This window comes from Streptomyces sp. STAM6 (assembly GCF_054963715.1).
This window is the reverse complement of sequence record NZ_JBUEFZ010000003.1, coordinates 235,979-251,322: the sequence shown is the minus strand read 5'-3', so window position 1 is coordinate 251,322 and position 15,344 is coordinate 235,979. Positions and strand designations below refer to the sequence as shown.

At 69.5% G+C, this 15,344-nt stretch carries 15 protein-coding genes; all 15 read right to left on the bottom strand.

Annotation, left to right across the window (positions count from 1 at the left end; genetic code table 11):
- Positions 1–15: 15 nt before the first annotated feature.
- On the bottom strand, positions 16–1,614 hold the full coding sequence (gene atpA / locus ACY34K_RS05890; protein WP_462744426.1) for a F0F1 ATP synthase subunit alpha: 1,599 nt from the start codon (positions 1,612–1,614) through the stop codon (positions 16–18).
- A 141-nt stretch (positions 1,615–1,755) separates the two neighbouring features.
- On the bottom strand, positions 1,756–2,571 hold the full coding sequence (locus ACY34K_RS05885; RefSeq protein ID WP_462744424.1) for a F0F1 ATP synthase subunit delta: 816 nt from the start codon (positions 2,569–2,571) through the stop codon (positions 1,756–1,758).
- Positions 2,568–3,113, bottom strand: a complete 546-nt coding sequence (locus ACY34K_RS05880; protein WP_462744422.1) for a F0F1 ATP synthase subunit B — start codon at positions 3,111–3,113, stop codon at positions 2,568–2,570. Before ACY34K_RS05880 ends, ACY34K_RS05885 begins: the two co-directional genes overlap by 4 nt.
- A gap of 43 nt (positions 3,114–3,156) precedes the next feature.
- Positions 3,157–3,396 carry an ATP synthase F0 subunit C gene (gene atpE / locus ACY34K_RS05875; RefSeq protein ID WP_462744420.1) on the bottom strand — a complete coding sequence of 80 codons (240 nt, stop codon included), beginning with the start codon at positions 3,394–3,396 and terminating at the stop codon, positions 3,157–3,159.
- Between the two features lie 85 nt (positions 3,397–3,481).
- Entirely contained in the window at positions 3,482–4,294 is an 813-nt protein-coding gene (gene atpB, locus ACY34K_RS05870; protein ID WP_462744418.1) for a F0F1 ATP synthase subunit A, read from the bottom strand.
- Positions 4,295–4,519: 225 nt separating this feature from the next.
- On the bottom strand, positions 4,520–4,957 hold the full coding sequence (locus ACY34K_RS05865; RefSeq protein ID WP_462744416.1) for a hypothetical protein: 438 nt from the start codon (positions 4,955–4,957) through the stop codon (positions 4,520–4,522).
- Positions 4,958–5,218: 261 nt separating this feature from the next.
- On the bottom strand, positions 5,219–6,562 hold the full coding sequence (locus tag ACY34K_RS05860; RefSeq protein ID WP_462744414.1) for an MraY family glycosyltransferase: 1,344 nt from the start codon (positions 6,560–6,562) through the stop codon (positions 5,219–5,221).
- A 106-nt stretch (positions 6,563–6,668) separates the two neighbouring features.
- The gene (locus ACY34K_RS05855; protein WP_462744412.1) at positions 6,669–7,937 is read right to left on the bottom strand and encodes a serine hydroxymethyltransferase; all 1,269 of its coding nucleotides are present in this window, start codon (positions 7,935–7,937) and stop codon (positions 6,669–6,671) included.
- Positions 7,938–8,213: 276 nt separating this feature from the next.
- Positions 8,214–8,852 carry an arsenate reductase/protein-tyrosine-phosphatase family protein gene (locus tag ACY34K_RS05850; RefSeq protein WP_462744410.1) on the bottom strand — a complete coding sequence of 213 codons (639 nt, stop codon included), beginning with the start codon at positions 8,850–8,852 and terminating at the stop codon, positions 8,214–8,216.
- On the bottom strand, positions 8,849–9,496 hold the full coding sequence (locus ACY34K_RS05845; RefSeq protein WP_462744408.1) for an L-threonylcarbamoyladenylate synthase: 648 nt from the start codon (positions 9,494–9,496) through the stop codon (positions 8,849–8,851). Before ACY34K_RS05845 ends, ACY34K_RS05850 begins: the two co-directional genes overlap by 4 nt.
- Before the next feature lie 38 nt (positions 9,497–9,534).
- Entirely contained in the window at positions 9,535–10,380 is an 846-nt protein-coding gene (gene prmC, locus ACY34K_RS05840) for a peptide chain release factor N(5)-glutamine methyltransferase (RefSeq protein ID WP_366127359.1), read from the bottom strand.
- A gap of 62 nt (positions 10,381–10,442) precedes the next feature.
- Entirely contained in the window at positions 10,443–11,522 is a 1,080-nt protein-coding gene (gene prfA / locus ACY34K_RS05835) for a peptide chain release factor 1 (protein WP_462744405.1), read from the bottom strand.
- Positions 11,523–11,626: 104 nt separating this feature from the next.
- Positions 11,627–11,851 carry a 50S ribosomal protein L31 gene (gene rpmE, locus ACY34K_RS05830; protein ID WP_355362886.1) on the bottom strand — a complete coding sequence of 75 codons (225 nt, stop codon included), beginning with the start codon at positions 11,849–11,851 and terminating at the stop codon, positions 11,627–11,629.
- 144 nt (positions 11,852–11,995) lie between these two features.
- Positions 11,996–13,087 (bottom strand): LCP family protein, encoded by a 1,092-nt coding sequence (locus ACY34K_RS05825; protein ID WP_462744403.1) that lies wholly within the window; start codon positions 13,085–13,087, stop codon positions 11,996–11,998.
- Between the two features lie 315 nt (positions 13,088–13,402).
- The gene (locus tag ACY34K_RS05820; RefSeq protein ID WP_462744790.1) at positions 13,403–15,136 is read right to left on the bottom strand and encodes a trypsin-like serine protease; all 1,734 of its coding nucleotides are present in this window, start codon (positions 15,134–15,136) and stop codon (positions 13,403–13,405) included.
- Positions 15,137–15,344 lie beyond the last annotated feature (208 nt).

Below are 15,344 nucleotides of genomic sequence, written 5' to 3'. Positions count from 1 at the left end.
AGGTCCCTTCCGTCGTCACTTCGAGACGTTGACGGCGGCAGGGGCTTCCTCGCCGAGCAGCTTGCCGTCAGAGGTCTCGAACTGCTTCTTGAACTCAGCGATGGCGTCACCGACGGACTGCAGCGTGTCGTCCGACATCTTGCCGCCCTCACGGATGGAGCTCATGAGACCCGCGTGGTTCTGGCGCAGGTACGCCAGCATCTCGGCCTCGAAGCGGCGGATGTCGTTCACCGGAACGTCGTCCATCTTGCCGGTGGTGCCGGCCCAGATGGAGACGACCTGGTTCTCCGTGGCCATCGGCTGGTACTGAGCCTGCTTGAGCAGCTCGACCATGCGCTGACCGCGCTCCAGCTGCGCCTTCGACGCGGCGTCCAGGTCGGAACCGAAGGCGGCGAACGCCTCCAGCTCACGGAACTGGGCCAGGTCCACGCGGAGACGGCCGGAGATCTGCTTCATGGCCTTGTGCTGGGCCGAGCCACCGACGCGGGAGACCGAGATACCGACGTTCAGGGCCGGACGCTGACCGGCGTTGAACAGGTCGGACTCCAGGAAGCACTGGCCGTCGGTGATGGAGATGACGTTGGTCGGGATGAACGCCGACACGTCGTTGGCCTTGGTCTCGACGATCGGAAGACCGGTCATCGAACCGGCACCCAGCTCGTCGGAGAGCTTGGCGCAGCGCTCCAGAAGGCGGGAGTGCAGGTAGAAGACGTCACCCGGGTAGGCCTCACGGCCCGGCGGGCGGCGCAGCAGCAGGGACACGGCGCGGTAGGCGTCGGCCTGCTTCGACAGGTCGTCGAAGACGATCAGGACGTGCTTGCCCTGGTACATCCAGTGCTGGCCGATGGCGGAACCCGTGTAGGGCGCCAGGTACTTGAAGCCGGCCGGGTCGGACGCCGGGGCGGCGACGATCGTCGTGTACTCGAGCGCGCCGGCCTCCTCCAGGGCGCCGCGCACGGACGCGATGGTGGAGCCCTTCTGGCCGATCGCGACGTAGATGCAGCGCACCTGCTTGCTCGGGTCGCCGGAACGCCAGTTGTCACGCTGGTTGATGATCGTGTCGACGGCCAGCGCGGTCTTGCCGGTCTGACGGTCGCCGATGATCAGCTGACGCTGGCCGCGGCCAACCGGCGTCATGGCGTCGACGGCCTTGTAGCCGGTCTCCATGGGCTCGTGGACCGACTTACGGGCCATCACGCCGGGGGCCTGCAGTTCGAGGGCACGACGGCCCTCCGTCGCGATCTCGCCGAGACCGTCGATCGGGTTACCGAGCGGGTCGACGACGCGACCCAGGTATCCCTCACCGACACCGACGGAGAGGACCTCGCCAGTGCGCTGCACCGACTGCCCCTCCTCGATACCGCTGAACTCGCCGAGGACGATCGCACCGATCTCGCGCTCCTCGAGGTTGAGGGCGAGACCGAGGGTGCCGTCCTCGAACTTCAGCAGCTCGTTCGCCATGGCCGAGGGAAGACCCTCGACCTTGGCCACGCCGTCGCCGGCCAGGCTGACCGTTCCGACCTCCTCGCGCGAGGCCGCGTCCGGCTGGTACGACTGGACGAAGTTCTCCAGCGCGTCCCGGATCTCCTCCGGCCGGATCGTGAGCTCCGCCATCTGGGTTCCCTGCTCTCCTTGTTGGGCCCGAAGTTTCTTTGGGGGTCTGGGGGCGACCCCCAGGAATCTTCTGCAAGTTCTGCACGGCCCAACCGGGCCGCTGGTGATGCTTGTTGTGTCGGTCGGCGGACGTCGGTGACGTCAGCCGGCCAGCCGCCGAGCCGCCTCTTCGAGACGGTCCGCGATGGTCCCGTTGATGACCTCGTCGCCGACCTGCACCGAGATCCCGCCGAGGACCGAGGGGTCCACGTCCAGGTTCAGGTGCATCTGGCGGCCGTACAGCTTGGCCAGTACGGCGCCGAGGCGCTGCTTCTGCTGGTCGGTCAGCGGCACCGCCGAGGTGACGACCGCGACCATCCGGTCCCGGCGCGCCGCGGCGAGCTTGGACAGGGACTCGAGTCCCGCTTCCAGGCTACGTCCCCGGGGCTGGGTCACAAGACGGACCACGAGTCGCTCGGTGACCGGGTTGGCCTTGCCGCCGAGCAGGCTGCCCAGCAGCTCGCCCTTGGCGGTGGCCGTGGCGGCCTTGGACGTCAGCGCGGACCGCAGCTCGGTGCTGGACGCGATGATCCGGCCGAACCGGAACAGCTCGTCCTCGACGTCGTCCAGCGCACCGGCCCGCTGCGCCGCGGTGAGGTCGGCGGTGTCCGCCAGCTCCTCGGCCGCGTCGACCAGGTCGCGCGACCGCGACCAGCGGGAGCGGACCATGCCGGAGACCAGGTCGACGGTCTCGCCGCCCACCTGACCGCTCAGCAGTCGCGCGGCCAGCTCGGCCTTGGCCTCACCGGCCTGCGCCGGGTCGGTCAGGACCCGACGCAGCGACACCTCGCGGTCGAGCAGCGCGGTGACGGCGGCCAGCTCACCCGCGAGCTTCGCCGCGTCGACCGACGTGTTGTCGGTCAGCGCGTCGAGACGCTCACGTGCGGCGGCCAGTGCCTCGCGGCTCGCTCCGTTCATCGGGCGGCCTCGGCCTTCTCCTCGAGCTCGTCGAGGAAACGGTCGATGGTGCGGCTCTGGCGGGCGACGTCCTCCAGGGACTCGCCGACCAGCTTGCCGGCCAGGTCGGTGGCGAGCTTGCCCACGTCCTGACGCAGCACGGTCGCGGCGGCCTTGCGGTCGGCCTCGATCTGGGCGTGGCCGGCCGCGATGATCTCCTCGCGCTGGCGCTGGCCTTCCGCCTTCATCTCCTGGATGATCGCGGTGCCCTGCTCCGTCGCCTCCTGGCGGAGACGCGCGGCCTCGTGGCGGGCCTCGGCGAGCTGAGCCTTGTACTGCTCCAGCACACTCTGGGCCTCGATCTGCATGGCCTCGGCGTTCTCAATGCCGCCCTCGATCTTCTTGGCGCGCTCTTCCAGAACCTTGTTGATGTTCGGGAGGAGCTTCTTGGCGAGGAAGCCGAAGACGATGACGAAGGCGATGAGGCCGATGACGAGCTCGTCGAGATGCGGGATGAGAGGAGGCTGGGGCTCCTCCGCTGCCGCAAGGAACAGAGCGTTCACATCAGTGCCTTCCGTGAAAGGGGGTTGGGCTGTCTAACCGGACTCAGTCAGTCGGGTAGACGAAGCCCATGACGATGCCGATGAGGGCGAGCGCCTCACAGAAGGCGAAACCCATGATCTGGTTGGTACGGATCAGGCCGGCAGCCTCGGGCTGGCGGGCGAGGGCCTGGGTGCCGTTACCGAAGATGATGCCGACGCCGACGCCGGGGCCGATGGCGGCGAGGCCGTAACCGATGGCGGCGACGTTTCCGGTGACAGCGGCGAGGTTGTCGAGAGCGGACATGCCGGTTCTTCCTTCTCTTTCAAGGACCGGTGGGGGTTGGCCACCGGACGTCTGTTGGTTAGGGGTGGGCTGGTGCCTGGGCCGATCAGTGGTGCTCGGCGAGCGCGCCCTGCACGTAGTTGCAGGCCAGGAGGACGAAGACGTACGCCTGGACGGCCTGGATGAAGAGCTCGAACGCGGTCATCACGACGACCATCACGAACGACGTGGCGGCGTAGGCGATGCCGATGCCGTTCAGGAGGTACCAGCTCGCGAGCGAGAACATCACGATCAGCAGGTGACCGGCGAACATGTTCGCGAAGAGACGGACCGCGTGGGTGAAGGGCCGGATGATCAGGTTCGAGATGAACTCGAGGAAGACGATCAGCGGCAGGATCGGGCCGAGCGACTTGTCGTAGCCGGTGATGTTCTTCCAGCCGCCGACGAAACCGTGCTTACGGAAGGTGAGGCTGACCCACAACACGTAGACGATGAGCGCGAGACCGGCCGGGAAGGCGATCAGCGAGGTCACGGGGAACTGGGCGAGCGGAATGATCGACCAGAGGTTCATGACCCAGACGAAGAAGAACAGCGACACCATGAAGGGGACGTACTTCTCGCCGTCCTTCTTGCCGATGATCTCGTAGACGATGCCGCGGCGCACGAAGTCGTACCCGGCCTCGCCGACCATCTGGAGCTTGCCCGGCACCAGCTTCGGCTTCGCGAAGGCGGCCCAGAAGAACCCGACGATCAGGATCGAGCCCAGCAGAGCCAGCAGCATCGGCTTGGTCAGCTCGAAGCCGCCGATGGTGGTGATGGGCTCGTACATGAACGTGTGGAGGCCCGGCGCCGGGAAGCCGCATCCCTCGATGAAGATGTGACAGCTCGGATCGAAGGCAAGCGTCTGGTCAGCACTCACCGCGGGCTCCTTCAGCGTGGCGCATAGGTACGGCAACCTCGTTGTGTCGGCGCGGCACGCAGCCGCGGTTCGGCACTGGACTGGTCTTACGGATAAGGGGGCGGCGGTTCGGCGTCGAGCCTCGCGCTGGGACAGGCGTCAGCTCGGATGCCCGCGCCCGCAGTGCCGCAGTTGGCACCGGACGATAGCAGTTAAGCGAACGGCCATTTATCCCGGCCCTACCCCTCACTGCGAGGACCCCGTCTTTTCGGGCTTGTCACCCTTGTCGGACGCGGGATCCACATAGAGGATCTTGGCCTTCATATAGGCGCGCGCCTGCGCCGCGACCCAGATGATGGTCGTCGCGAGCAGGGTGAAGGCGAACGCCTTGAAGTCGAACAGCGTGGTGCCCTTGAGCAAGGCCAGGAAAATGAACAGAACCAGCAGCTGCGTCGTATAGAGAAGCAGGCCCATGGCCTGGAACAGCTGCGGAAGTTTCTTCGCCGTCCGCTGGAGCACCACCAGCCCGATCCCCATGAAGAGGACCACGACCAGCGTGCCCACGACGGCACCGAGAGCTCCCTTGCCACCGGCGACCACACCACTGACGACGGTCGCGACGGCGCCGGCGACGAGGGTGGGTACGGCGGTGTTCAGGAGGGTGCGGACGTCGTTGGACGGCATGGCGGCATCTCCGCTTGCTGGTGGGGGCAGTGGTGTCGTCATGGACGAGCGTAAGCCCGGTCCGAGGCGCATCTCGGGGCCGATGAACCGTCGCACTACGGTTCTTCGGCGCTGTCGCCGGGTCTCGTGAACCGTATCACAAACTATTTGAATAGGTCTTTACCCTGGGGTGTGCTGACTCTCACACATGAGAGTGACACTGCGCGTGTGTGCAAGACAGCGGGGACCTTTGTCTGCTATTGACCCCCGCTGGGGTTTTCGTCAACCGCGCGTTCCGGCCTTCCGCCGGTCGGGGAAGCGGGTACGGGCACCGATAGCGGTAGCCCCGTTGACCCCGGCCGGGACCGGTACGCGCTCCTCCTCCGCCGTCGTCCCCGCCCCGGCCGCCTCTGTGTCGTCGTGCGCGGCGAGCGGCGCGACCGGCTGCGGCCGCACCTTCCGGCGGCGGTAGCGCGGCGGGACGAACGACTCCGCCCAGCGCGGGGCGCGCGGTGTGAACCGCGGCAGCAGCAGGAGCACCAGACCGATCGCGCTCAGCGCCACGATCACCAGCACGATCCACATCGACGCCGAGTGCACGGAGTAGGCCAGCGTCCCGAAGGCGATCAGCGCCGACCAGAAGTACATGATCAGCACGGCCCGGCTGTGCGAGTGCCCGATCTCCAGAAGCCGGTGGTGCAGATGGCCGCGGTCGGCCGCGAACGGCGACTGGCCGTTCCAGGTGCGGCGCACGATGGCGAGGATCAGGTCGGCCATCGGGATCGCGATGATCGTCAGCGGCAGCAGCAGCGGGATGAAGACGGGCAGCGCGGCGTGGGTGGCCTGACGGGTCGAGCCCTCGAAGATCTTCAACGCGTCCGGGTCCACCTGGCCGGTGATCGAGATCGCTGAGGCGGCCAGCACCAGGCCGATCAGCATCGAGCCGGAGTCGCCCATGAAGATCCGCGCGGGGTGCATGTTGTGCGGCAGGAAGCCCAGGCACATGCCCATCAGGATCACGGCGAAGAGGGTGGCGGGGGCGGCGGCCTCGATCGTGTAGCCGTACCAGATCCGGTAGGCGTACAGGAAGAACGCGGCGGCGGCGATGCAGACCATGCCGGCGGCGAGGCCGTCGAGGCCGTCGACGAAGTTCACGGCGTTGATCGTGATGACCACCAGCGCGACCGTCAGGAGGGTGCCCTGCCACTGGGTCAGCGCGACGGTGCCGACACCCGGGATGGGCAGCCACAGGATGGTCAGACCCTGCATCACCATCACACCGGCGGCGATCATCTGTCCGCCGAGCTTGATCAGGGCGTCGATCTCGAACTTGTCGTCGAGGACACCGATCAGCCAGATCAGGGCGGCGCCGGAGAGCAGCGCGCGCGGCTCGTTCGACAGCGCGAAGACGCTGTTGAGGTTCTGCAGGTGGTCCGCGACCAGCAGCCCCGCGCACAGTCCGAAGAACATGGCGATGCCGCCGAGCCGCGGCGTCGGTTCTCGGTGCACGTCGCGGGCGCGGATCTCCGGCATCGCTCCGGCCGCGATGGCGAACTTCCGCACCGGACCGGTCAGCAGATAGGTCACCGCGGCCGTGACACAGAGCGTCAGCAGGTAATCACGCACGGGCTGCCCCACAGGAATCGCTGGCCATCTCAGCCCCACACCCTAGCTCCGCCGTCCACATGGTTGAGGACATCCGGATGCCGCCGGCGGTTGCGAGGCCGTTCTTCTACCCCCTATACGGTGGAAATCGCTCGGCCAGTTCACGCACCCGCGGCCGGACCTTTCCAGCCGCGTCGGGGTCGTCCGACAGCGCCTCGCGGAAGAGCCCGGCGATCTTCTCCATCTCCGGGCGGCCCATTCCCTGCGTCGTCACCGCAGCCGTGCCGAACCGGATGCCGCGCGCGTCCCCGTACGGCAGGGCGCACGTGTCCAGCACCAGCCCGGCGGACGCGAGGCGGGCGCGGGCGGTACGGCCGTCGACGCCCAGGGGGCCGGGATCGGCGGTGATCAGATGGGTGTCGGTGCCGCCGGTGGTGAGGGCGAAGCCATGGCCGGCGAGTGCCTCGGCCAGCGCCGTCGCGTTCGCCACCACCTGATGGGCGTACGCCGAGAACGCCGGCGTTGCCGCCTCCCCGAAGGCGACCGCCTTGGCGGCGATCGTGTGCATCTGGGCGCCGCCCTGGGTGAACGGGGACACCGCGCGGTCGATGCGCTCGGCGAGCTCGGCACCGCACAGAATGAGCCCGCCCCGCGGGCCGCGCAGCACCTTGTGGGTCGTGGCGCAGACGACGTCCGCGTACGGCACGGGGTTGGGCGCGGCTCCGCCGGCGACCAGCCCGATCGGATGGGCCGCGTCCGCGATGAGGCAGGCACCGACCTCGTCGGCGATCTCCCGGAACTCCGCGTAGTCGATGTGGCGGGGGTACGAGATCGACCCGCAGACGATCGCTTTCGGCCGATGTTCGTGCGCGAGGTCGCGCACCTGGTCGTAGTCGATGAGGCCGGACTCCTCATCGACGCCGTAGGGCACGAAGTCGAACCAGCGGCCGGAGAAATTGGCCGGGGAGCCGTGGGTGAGGTGCCCGCCGTGGGCCAGTCCCATGGCGAGGACCGTGTCCCCCGGCCGCAGCAGCGCCGCGTACGCCGCGAGCACCGCGGACGAGCCGGAGTGCGACTGGACGTTGGCGTGCTCGGCGCCGAAGAGGGCGGTGGCCCGCCGGACGGCGATCCGCTCGGCGACGTCCACGAATTCGCACCCGCCGTGGTGCCGGGCGCCGGGATACCCCTCGGCGTACTTGTTGGCGAGCGGCGATCCGAGGGCGGCGAGCACGGCGGGCGAGGTGAAGTTCTCGGCGGCGATCAGCTGCAGGCTGTCGGCCTGCCGGCGCGACTCCCCCTCGAGCACGTCGGCGATCTCGGGGTCCTGCCGTCGCAGGGCCTCGGCATCCGCGTACGCGGAGACACGCGCGTCGGCGGCAGCAGCGGTGACCGGCATCTGTGGCTCCATGCGTGGGCGGGCCCCGTCAGCTCCAATGTAGGCCCGCACCCGTCCGTACGCCCGTCAGTCGCCCCGGAATCCCTCCGGTGCCCCCGCACCTACCGCCGTGCGGGAACGGCCGTCAGCGCCGTCACCAGGGGATCCAGCGCCTGGTCGCGCCCCTTCCCGACGCGCCCCCGCACTGCTCGGCCCCTGGGGGCCTCCCAGGCGTCGGGCCGCTGCGCCGGACTCGTCCGGCGAAGCCGGTCACCCACGGGCGGGCACCCCGCCCGGTCAGCGCCGTGCGGAGACGCCCGTCAGCGCCGTCACCACGGGATCCAGCGCCTGGTTGATCTCGTCGCCGATCGAACGGAAGAAGGTGATCGGCGCGCCGTACGGGTCGTTCACCTCGTCGGCCTCCGCCGACGGAGCCAGCAGCCAGCCCCGCAGCGCGGCCGCCGCGCGCACCAGCGCACGCGCGCGCTCCACCATGCCGTCACTCAGGGGGTCCGGCAGCGTGGCCGGGTCTATGGCCCGGACGAGGCGGGTGAACTCCTTCAGGGTGAACGTCCGCAGGCCCGCGGAGTGGCCCATCGAGATGACCTGGGCCCGGTGGTCGCGGGTCGCGGTGAGGACCAGGTCCGCGCGGATCACGTGCTCGTCGAGGAGTTCACGGCCCACGAAGCCGGAGGCGTCCGCGCCGAAGTCGGCGAGGACCGTTTCGGCGTTGGCCTCCATCGGGGCGCCCTCGTGGCCCCAGGTGCCGGCGCTCTCCACGATCAGGCCGCCGCCGAGCCGGTCGCCGAGGCGGTCGCTCAGGGCATGGCGGGTCAGCCGCTCGGTGATCGGCGAGCGGCAGACGTTGCCGGTGCTGACGTGGAGGATGCGGAACACGTTCTCCGTGCCTATGCCACGCCCCTCAGGGGCGGTCAATTCGCCACCTCGAGGTCGGGTACCACCTTGCGCAGCTCGTCCGCGTCCAGGGCGCCCGCACGCAGCAGGACCGGCACCTTGCCGGTGACGTCGACGATCGACGAGGGGACGATGCCCGGGGTCGGGCCGCCGTCCAGGTAGACGGAGACGGAGTCGCCGAGCATGCCCTGCGCGGCGTCGCAGTCCTCGGGCGCCGGGTGACCGGTCAGGTTGGCCGACGAGACGGCCATCGGACCGACCTCGGTCAGCAGCTCGATGGCGACCGGGTGCAGCGGCATGCGGATCGCGACGGTGCCACGGGTGTCCCCGAGGTCCCACTGGAGCGACGGCTGGTGCTTGGCCACGAGCGTCAGCGCACCGGGCCAGAAGGCGTCGACGAGCTCCCACGCCTGCTCGGAGAAGTCGGTGACCAGGCCGTGCAGGGTGTTCGGGGAGCCGATCAGGACCGGGGTGGGCATGTTCCGGCCGCGCCCCTTGGCCTGCAGCAGGTCGGCGACGGCCTCCGCGCTGAAGGCGTCCGCACCGATCCCGTACACGGTGTCGGTGGGCAGCACGACGAGCTCGCCGCGGCGGACGGCGGACGCGGCTTCACGCAGGCCGGTCGTGCGGTCGGTCGCGTCGTTGCAGTCGTATCGCCGAGCCATTTAGCGGGCCTCCTCGTACACGTACACAGTCTGGGAACTCACGGCATCGCCTTGCGGGCCGTGGCGAAGCGCGGGCGGTTGTTCAGGTCGGGGTGGTCGGCGGCGTCCGCCCAGCCGGCCTCCTCGTTGAAGATCCACGGCACCTGGCCGCCCTGGGTGTCGGCGTGCTCGACGACGACGAGGCCGCCGGGGCGCAGCAGGCGGTGCGCGGTGCGTTCGATCCCGCGGATGGTGTCGAGGCCGTCCTCGCCGGAGAAGAGGGCCATCTCCGGGTCGTGGTCGCGGGCCTCGGGCGCGACGTACTCCCATTCGGTGAGCGGGATGTACGGGGGGTTGGAGATGACCAGGTCGACCTGGCCGTCGAGCTCCGGCAGCGCCGTCAGGGCGTCGCCCTGGTGGACGGTGACCCTGGATCCCTCGGCGTTCTTCCGGGTCCATACCAGGGCGTCCTCGGACAGCTCCACGGCGTGCACGCGGGAGCGCGGCACCTCCTGGGCCATGGCCAGCGCGATGGCGCCGGAGCCGGAGCACAGGTCGACGATGAGCGGCTCGACGACGTCCATCGCGCGGACGGCGTCTATGGCCCACCCGACGACCGACTCGGTCTCCGGGCGCGGCACGAAGACACCGGGGCCGACCTGGAGTTCCAGGTAGCGGAAGAAGGCCCGCCCGGTGATGTGCTGCAGCGGCTCGCGCGCCTCGCGGCGGGCGACGGCCTCCCAGTAACGGGCGTCGAAATCGGCGTCCTTGACGTTGTGCAGCTCTCCCCGCTTGACGCCGTGCACGAACGCGGCGAGCTCCTCCGCGTCGAAGCGCGGTGAGGGCACGCCGGCGTCGGCCAGCCGCTGGGTGGCCTGGGCCACCTCGGCAAGCAGCAGGTTCACCTTGGTCCTCCGAGAGCTGCAGGGGTCTTACGGGACGTGTGTGCCGGCCGGCCGGGCCGTGGTCACTGCGCGGCGGCCAGTTTGGCGGCGGAGTCGGCGTCGACGCACGCCTGGATGACGGCGTCGAGTTCCCCGTCGAGCACCTGGTCCAAGTTGTACGCCTTGAAGCCCACCCGGTGGTCCGAGATCCGGTTTTCCGGGAAGTTGTACGTACGGATCTTCTCGGACCGGTCGACCGTTCGGACCTGGCTGCGGCGCGCGTCCGCGGCCTCCTTCTCGGCCTCCTCCTGGGCCGCGGCGAGCAGCCTGGAGCGCAGGATACGCATGGCCTGCTCCTTGTTCTGGAGCTGGCTCTTCTCGTTCTGGCAGGAGGCGACGATGCCGGTCGGCAGGTGGGTGATCCGGACCGCGGAGTCGGTGGTGTTGACGGACTGGCCACCGGGTCCGGAGGACCGGTAGACGTCCACGCGCAGGTCGTTGGCGTGGATCTCGACGTCGATCTCCTCGGCCTCGGGCGTCACCAGGACACCGGCGGCGGAGGTGTGGATGCGGCCCTGCGACTCGGTGGCGGGCACGCGCTGCACGCGGTGCACCCCGCCCTCGTACTTCAGCCGGGCCCAGACGCCCTGGCCGGGCTCGGTGGCACCGTTGCCGCCCTTGGTCTTCACGGCGACCTGGACGTCCTTGTAGCCGCCGAGCTCGGACTCCGTGGAGTCGATGATCTCGGTCTTCCAGCCGACGCGCTCGGCGTACCGCAGGTACATGCGCAGCAGGTCGCCGGCGAACAGGGCCGACTCGTCGCCGCCCGCACCCGCCTTGATCTCCAGGATCACGTCCTTGTCGTCGCTGGGGTCGCGGGGGACGAGCAGCAGGCGCAGCTTGTCGGTGAGCTCCTCCCGCTGCTTCTCCAGCTCCTTGACCTCGGCGGCGAAGTCGGGGTCGGCGGCGGCGAACTCGCGGGCGGTCTCGATGTCGTCGCCGGTCTGCTTCCAGGAGCGGTACGTGGCGACGATCGGGGTCAGCTCGGCGTAGCGCTTGTTGAGCTTGCGGGCGTTGGCCTGGTCGGCGTGGACCGAAGGGTCGGCAAGCTTCTTCTCGAGATCGGCGTGCTCGCCGATCAGTTCCTCGACCGCCTCGAACATCGGGGGCTCCTGGTTTTCGCGAAAGGGCTGCTGTGGAAGACGGCAAAGCGCCGGTCCCGGCCACCCCGACGCGCGGGGCGGCCGGAGACCGGCGCAGTGGCTCGCTACTTGGCGGAGCCGGCAGCCTTCTTGCCGAAGCGGGCCTCGAAGCGGGCCACACGGCCACCGGTGTCGAGGATCTTCTGCTTGCCCGTGTAGAACGGGTGGCACTCGGAGCAGACCTCGGCACGGATGTTGCCGCCCTGGATCGTGCTACGGGTGGTGAACGACGCGCCACAGGTGCAGCTGACCTGCGTCTCGACGTACTCGGGGTGGATGTCGCGCTTCAAGGTGTCTCCTAGTTTCGGGAGGGCACCGGGTCGCACGGGCGGGATGCGCGTGCGTGAACCGGGGCCGACGTACCAGTCTGCCAGGACCGGCCGTATCTCCCAAAACCGGGGTCGGCCGGGATGTATTCCGGGCCGGCCGAGCGACTACTTCACGACCCCGTCGGCCTGCCCCTTCGCGGTGTCCGCGGTGGCGGACGCGGGGATCGGACGGTCGGCCCGGAGGGCGGCCCAGACCTGCTGGGACTGGTTCTTCAGCGGGACGACGCGGTTGAGGTCGGCGGGGTCGTACCGCACCGGCAGCGTGATCATGTGGACGTCGTCGGCGCCGAGCTGCTTCAGTCCGCCGGCGAAGTCGGCGAGCTCCTTGACGCTGTCGAGCTCCGAGTCCGGCTTGATGGCCCTGGTGGCGGTGTCGGCGAGGTCCCACAGCTTCTTCGGGCTGGTGAAGACGCCGACGCTCTTCGCCTGCTCGATGAAGGCCTTCATGAAGGCCTGCTGGAGCTGTATTCGGCCGAGGTCGCTGCCGTCGCCGACGCCCTTGCGGGTGCGGACGAGGCCGAGGGCCTGCTCGCCGGTGAGGGTGTGGGGCCCGGCGGCCAGGTCGAGGTGGCTGCTCTTGTCCTTGATCGGCTTGGTGGTGGTGATCTCCACCCCGCCGAGTTCGTCGATGAGCTTCTTGAAGCCGCTGAAGTCGACCTCGATGTAGTGGTCCATGCGGATGCCGGACATCTTCTCGACGGTCTTGACGGCGCAGGCGGGGCCGCCGACCTCGTACGCCGTGTTGAACATCGCCTTGCGCCGGCCCGGGACGGCCGCGCCGGACCTGTCGGTGCAGTCGGGGCGCTCGATGATCGTGTCGCGCGGCACGGAGACGACACTGGCCTTCTTGTGGCCCTCGTAGACGTGCAGGATCATCGCCGTGTCGGAGCGGGCGGCGCCCTCGTCCCGGCCGTACGCGCCGTTGGCGCCGGAGCGGGAGTCGGAGCCCAGGACGAGGATGTCCATGGAACCGTTGTCGAGGTTCTGCGGGCGGTCGTCGCCCAACTGCGCGTTGATGTCGACGCTCTGGATGTTGCCGTTGAGCTTGAAGTAGACATAACCGAGTCCGGATCCGCCGACCAGCACCAGCCCTGCCGCGGTCCAGGCGGCGACGGTGAGGGGCGTGCGCTTCCCGGGGGCCTTGCGGCGGCGTCCGGTGGCGCGTATTCGGCTGGTCCTGGTGCCCTGCTCGGCCATGGTCTCCTCAGTCCTCGCGGTTCTCCGTTACCCCCAGCCGTGGTGATCAGGCACGGTTTGTCGAGGTTGTCCGAACACCTGGTCAGACGGCGGAGCGACCGAAAGGGTTGCACAGGGTTCTAAGAACTCCTTGAGAGAACGCACTGTGCCCACCGTGCGGTGCACGATGGGCACAGAAGGGGTCTCACCTGTGTTTTCGCCGTACGGCGCGGGGCACGGTCCGGACGGCGGGATCCTCACCGGTTGTGGTGAAGATCCCACCGCGCACCGCCCTTCCGGGGCGGAACGGGAGCCGGGCGCGTCCCGCCGGGGGCGTCAGCCGAACAGGTTGTAGGCCTGCCAGCCGGTGCCGAAGTCCTTGCGGGTCAGGAACCCGCCCCGGCCGTTGCCCGGGTACAGCCACATCTTGCCGGCCGTGTCGCGGGCGAGGAGGTCGGCGACGCCGTCGCTGTTGACGTCGCCGGTGGTGACGAGCGCGTTCATGGAGCCGAAGGCGCCGACCAGGACGGGCGCGGCGAACGGCTTGGTGGCGACGCCGGTGCCCTTGTAGAGGTAGGTCCTGCCGTCGGAGTAGCGGGCGAAGATGTCGGCCTTGCCGTCGTTGGTGAAGTCACCGTGGCCGCGCATCATCGTGAACGTGCCGTAGCCGGTGCCGACCGTGACGGGGGCCAGGAAGGCGCCGTTGCCGCGGCCGGGGTAGATCCGCATGGTGCCGACCGAGTCGACGGCGATGATGTCGGCCAGCTCGTCGCCGGTGACGTCGCCGGGAGTCAGGATCTGCTTGTGCTTGCCCCAGCCCCTTGCGACGAGCTTGCTCTCGCCCTGACCGGTCGCGCGGTTGTAGTGGTCCCAGTAGATGTCCCCGTTGTAGCGGGTCAGGACGTCCTGGATGCCGTCACGGTCGAGGTCGGTCTGCAGGGCCAGCGTGACGCCGCCGAAGTAGCCGAGGTTCTGGGTGCGGGCGAGCGAGGTGACCTTGGAGGTCCAGCCGAAGAGGGTGGAGTCCGAGGTGCGGCGGGCCAGCAGGTCGGCGGTGTGGTCGCCGTTCCAATTGGTGTCGTCGACGCGCGACTGGACGGGCGCCGAGTACGTGGAGACCTTGGCGTAGACGCCGTACTTGCCGACCGCGGAGCAGTCCTCGTCGCCCCACGAGACGACGCCGACGAGCTTGCCGCCGACGACCAGCGGGCCGCCGGAGTCACCGTTGCAGGTGGTCTCGGTGGTGGCGTCGCTGCCGGTGGGCGGGTCGCCCGCGCAGAGCATGTGGCCCTTGACGAAGCCGCTCTGGTAGGCGGCCGCGCAGCTGGTGTCGGAGACGATGTCGGCGTCGGCGACCTTCAGCGTCGGCGAGGCGCTGTCGGGGTTGGTGGAGCTGGTGCGGCCCCAGCCGTAGACCTTGCCGTCGAGGCCCGCCTGGTACAGCGAACCGTCGGTGGGCTGGGCGAGCGGCAGCGGCCGGACCGTGGTGGGCTCGGCGAGCGTCAGCACGGCCACGTCGTTGTCGAGCGTGTACGGGTTGTACTGCGGGTGGTGCCACTGCCGGACGACCTCGTACGGCGTGCCGCCGTGCAGGTCCTCGCCGGTGGGCAGCTTGTCGGTGCCCGTGATGACGACACCGTTCGGGTTCCACTGGATGCCCTGGACGCAGTGCGCCGCGGTGAGGATCTTGGTGGGGGCGATCACGGTGCCGCCGCAGAAGTAGCCGGCGCCGGTGCTGTCCCAGAAGTGCAGCTGCGCCATCCACGGCGCGGCCGAGATGGTGGTGGTCGAGCCGCCGATGATGCGGGCGCTGGGCGCCGTGCTCTCGCTGCTCTCGCTGCTCTCCGCCTCGGGCTTCTTGCCGAGCGTCCGCTGGCTCTTGGCGTCGGCCTTCATCGCGCGGGCCGCGCGCTGGGCGAGCTCCTGGTCGGACGGGGACTTCTCGCCCTGCGCCGCGACGCTGCTGACGCTCGGGATCTCGTCCGCCTGCGCGGAGTCCGAGCCGGTGAAGGCGATGCCCGCGCCCGCCAGCGCGACGACCGCGGCCACGGCCGGCAGCGCCAGTGTCATACGGCGCCGGTGCCGGCCGCCGCGAGTGCGTATCTGCACTGAGTTAACCCCTTGGGTCGACCCGGCAGAGCGCGACCGCCCCACCGGAGAATCCATGACGGGTGGCGGGGCATCACTGAGCATCGGGCAGCGCGCCGGAAACCCCCCTGGCCTCGGCCGGCACTGCGCGGCGGAACCCCCCACCTGAACGCGCTGATGTTACGCCTGT

What these genes read in the sequence shown, in the direction of transcription:
- ACY34K_RS05845 (WP_462744408.1), bottom strand. Translation starts at nt 9,496, where the DNA reads ATGGCTCGGCGATACGACTGCAACGACGCGACCGACCGCACGACCGGC.
- atpA (WP_462744426.1), bottom strand. Translation starts at nt 1,614, where the DNA reads ATGGCGGAGCTCACGATCCGGCCGGAGGAGATCCGGGACGCGCTGGAG.
- ACY34K_RS05885 (WP_462744424.1), bottom strand. Translation starts at nt 2,571, where the DNA reads ATGAACGGAGCGAGCCGCGAGGCACTGGCCGCCGCACGTGAGCGTCTC.
- ACY34K_RS05855 (WP_462744412.1), bottom strand. Translation starts at nt 7,937, where the DNA reads ATGCCGGTCACCGCTGCTGCCGCCGACGCGCGTGTCTCCGCGTACGCG.
- ACY34K_RS05825 (WP_462744403.1), bottom strand. Translation starts at nt 13,087, where the DNA reads ATGGCCGAGCAGGGCACCAGGACCAGCCGAATACGCGCCACCGGACGC.
- ACY34K_RS05865 (WP_462744416.1), bottom strand. Translation starts at nt 4,957, where the DNA reads ATGCCGTCCAACGACGTCCGCACCCTCCTGAACACCGCCGTACCCACC.
- atpE (WP_462744420.1), bottom strand. Translation starts at nt 3,396, where the DNA reads ATGTCCGCTCTCGACAACCTCGCCGCTGTCACCGGAAACGTCGCCGCC.
- ACY34K_RS05820 (WP_462744790.1), bottom strand. Translation starts at nt 15,136, where the DNA reads ATGACACTGGCGCTGCCGGCCGTGGCCGCGGTCGTCGCGCTGGCGGGC.
- prfA (WP_462744405.1), bottom strand. Translation starts at nt 11,522, where the DNA reads ATGTTCGAGGCGGTCGAGGAACTGATCGGCGAGCACGCCGATCTCGAG.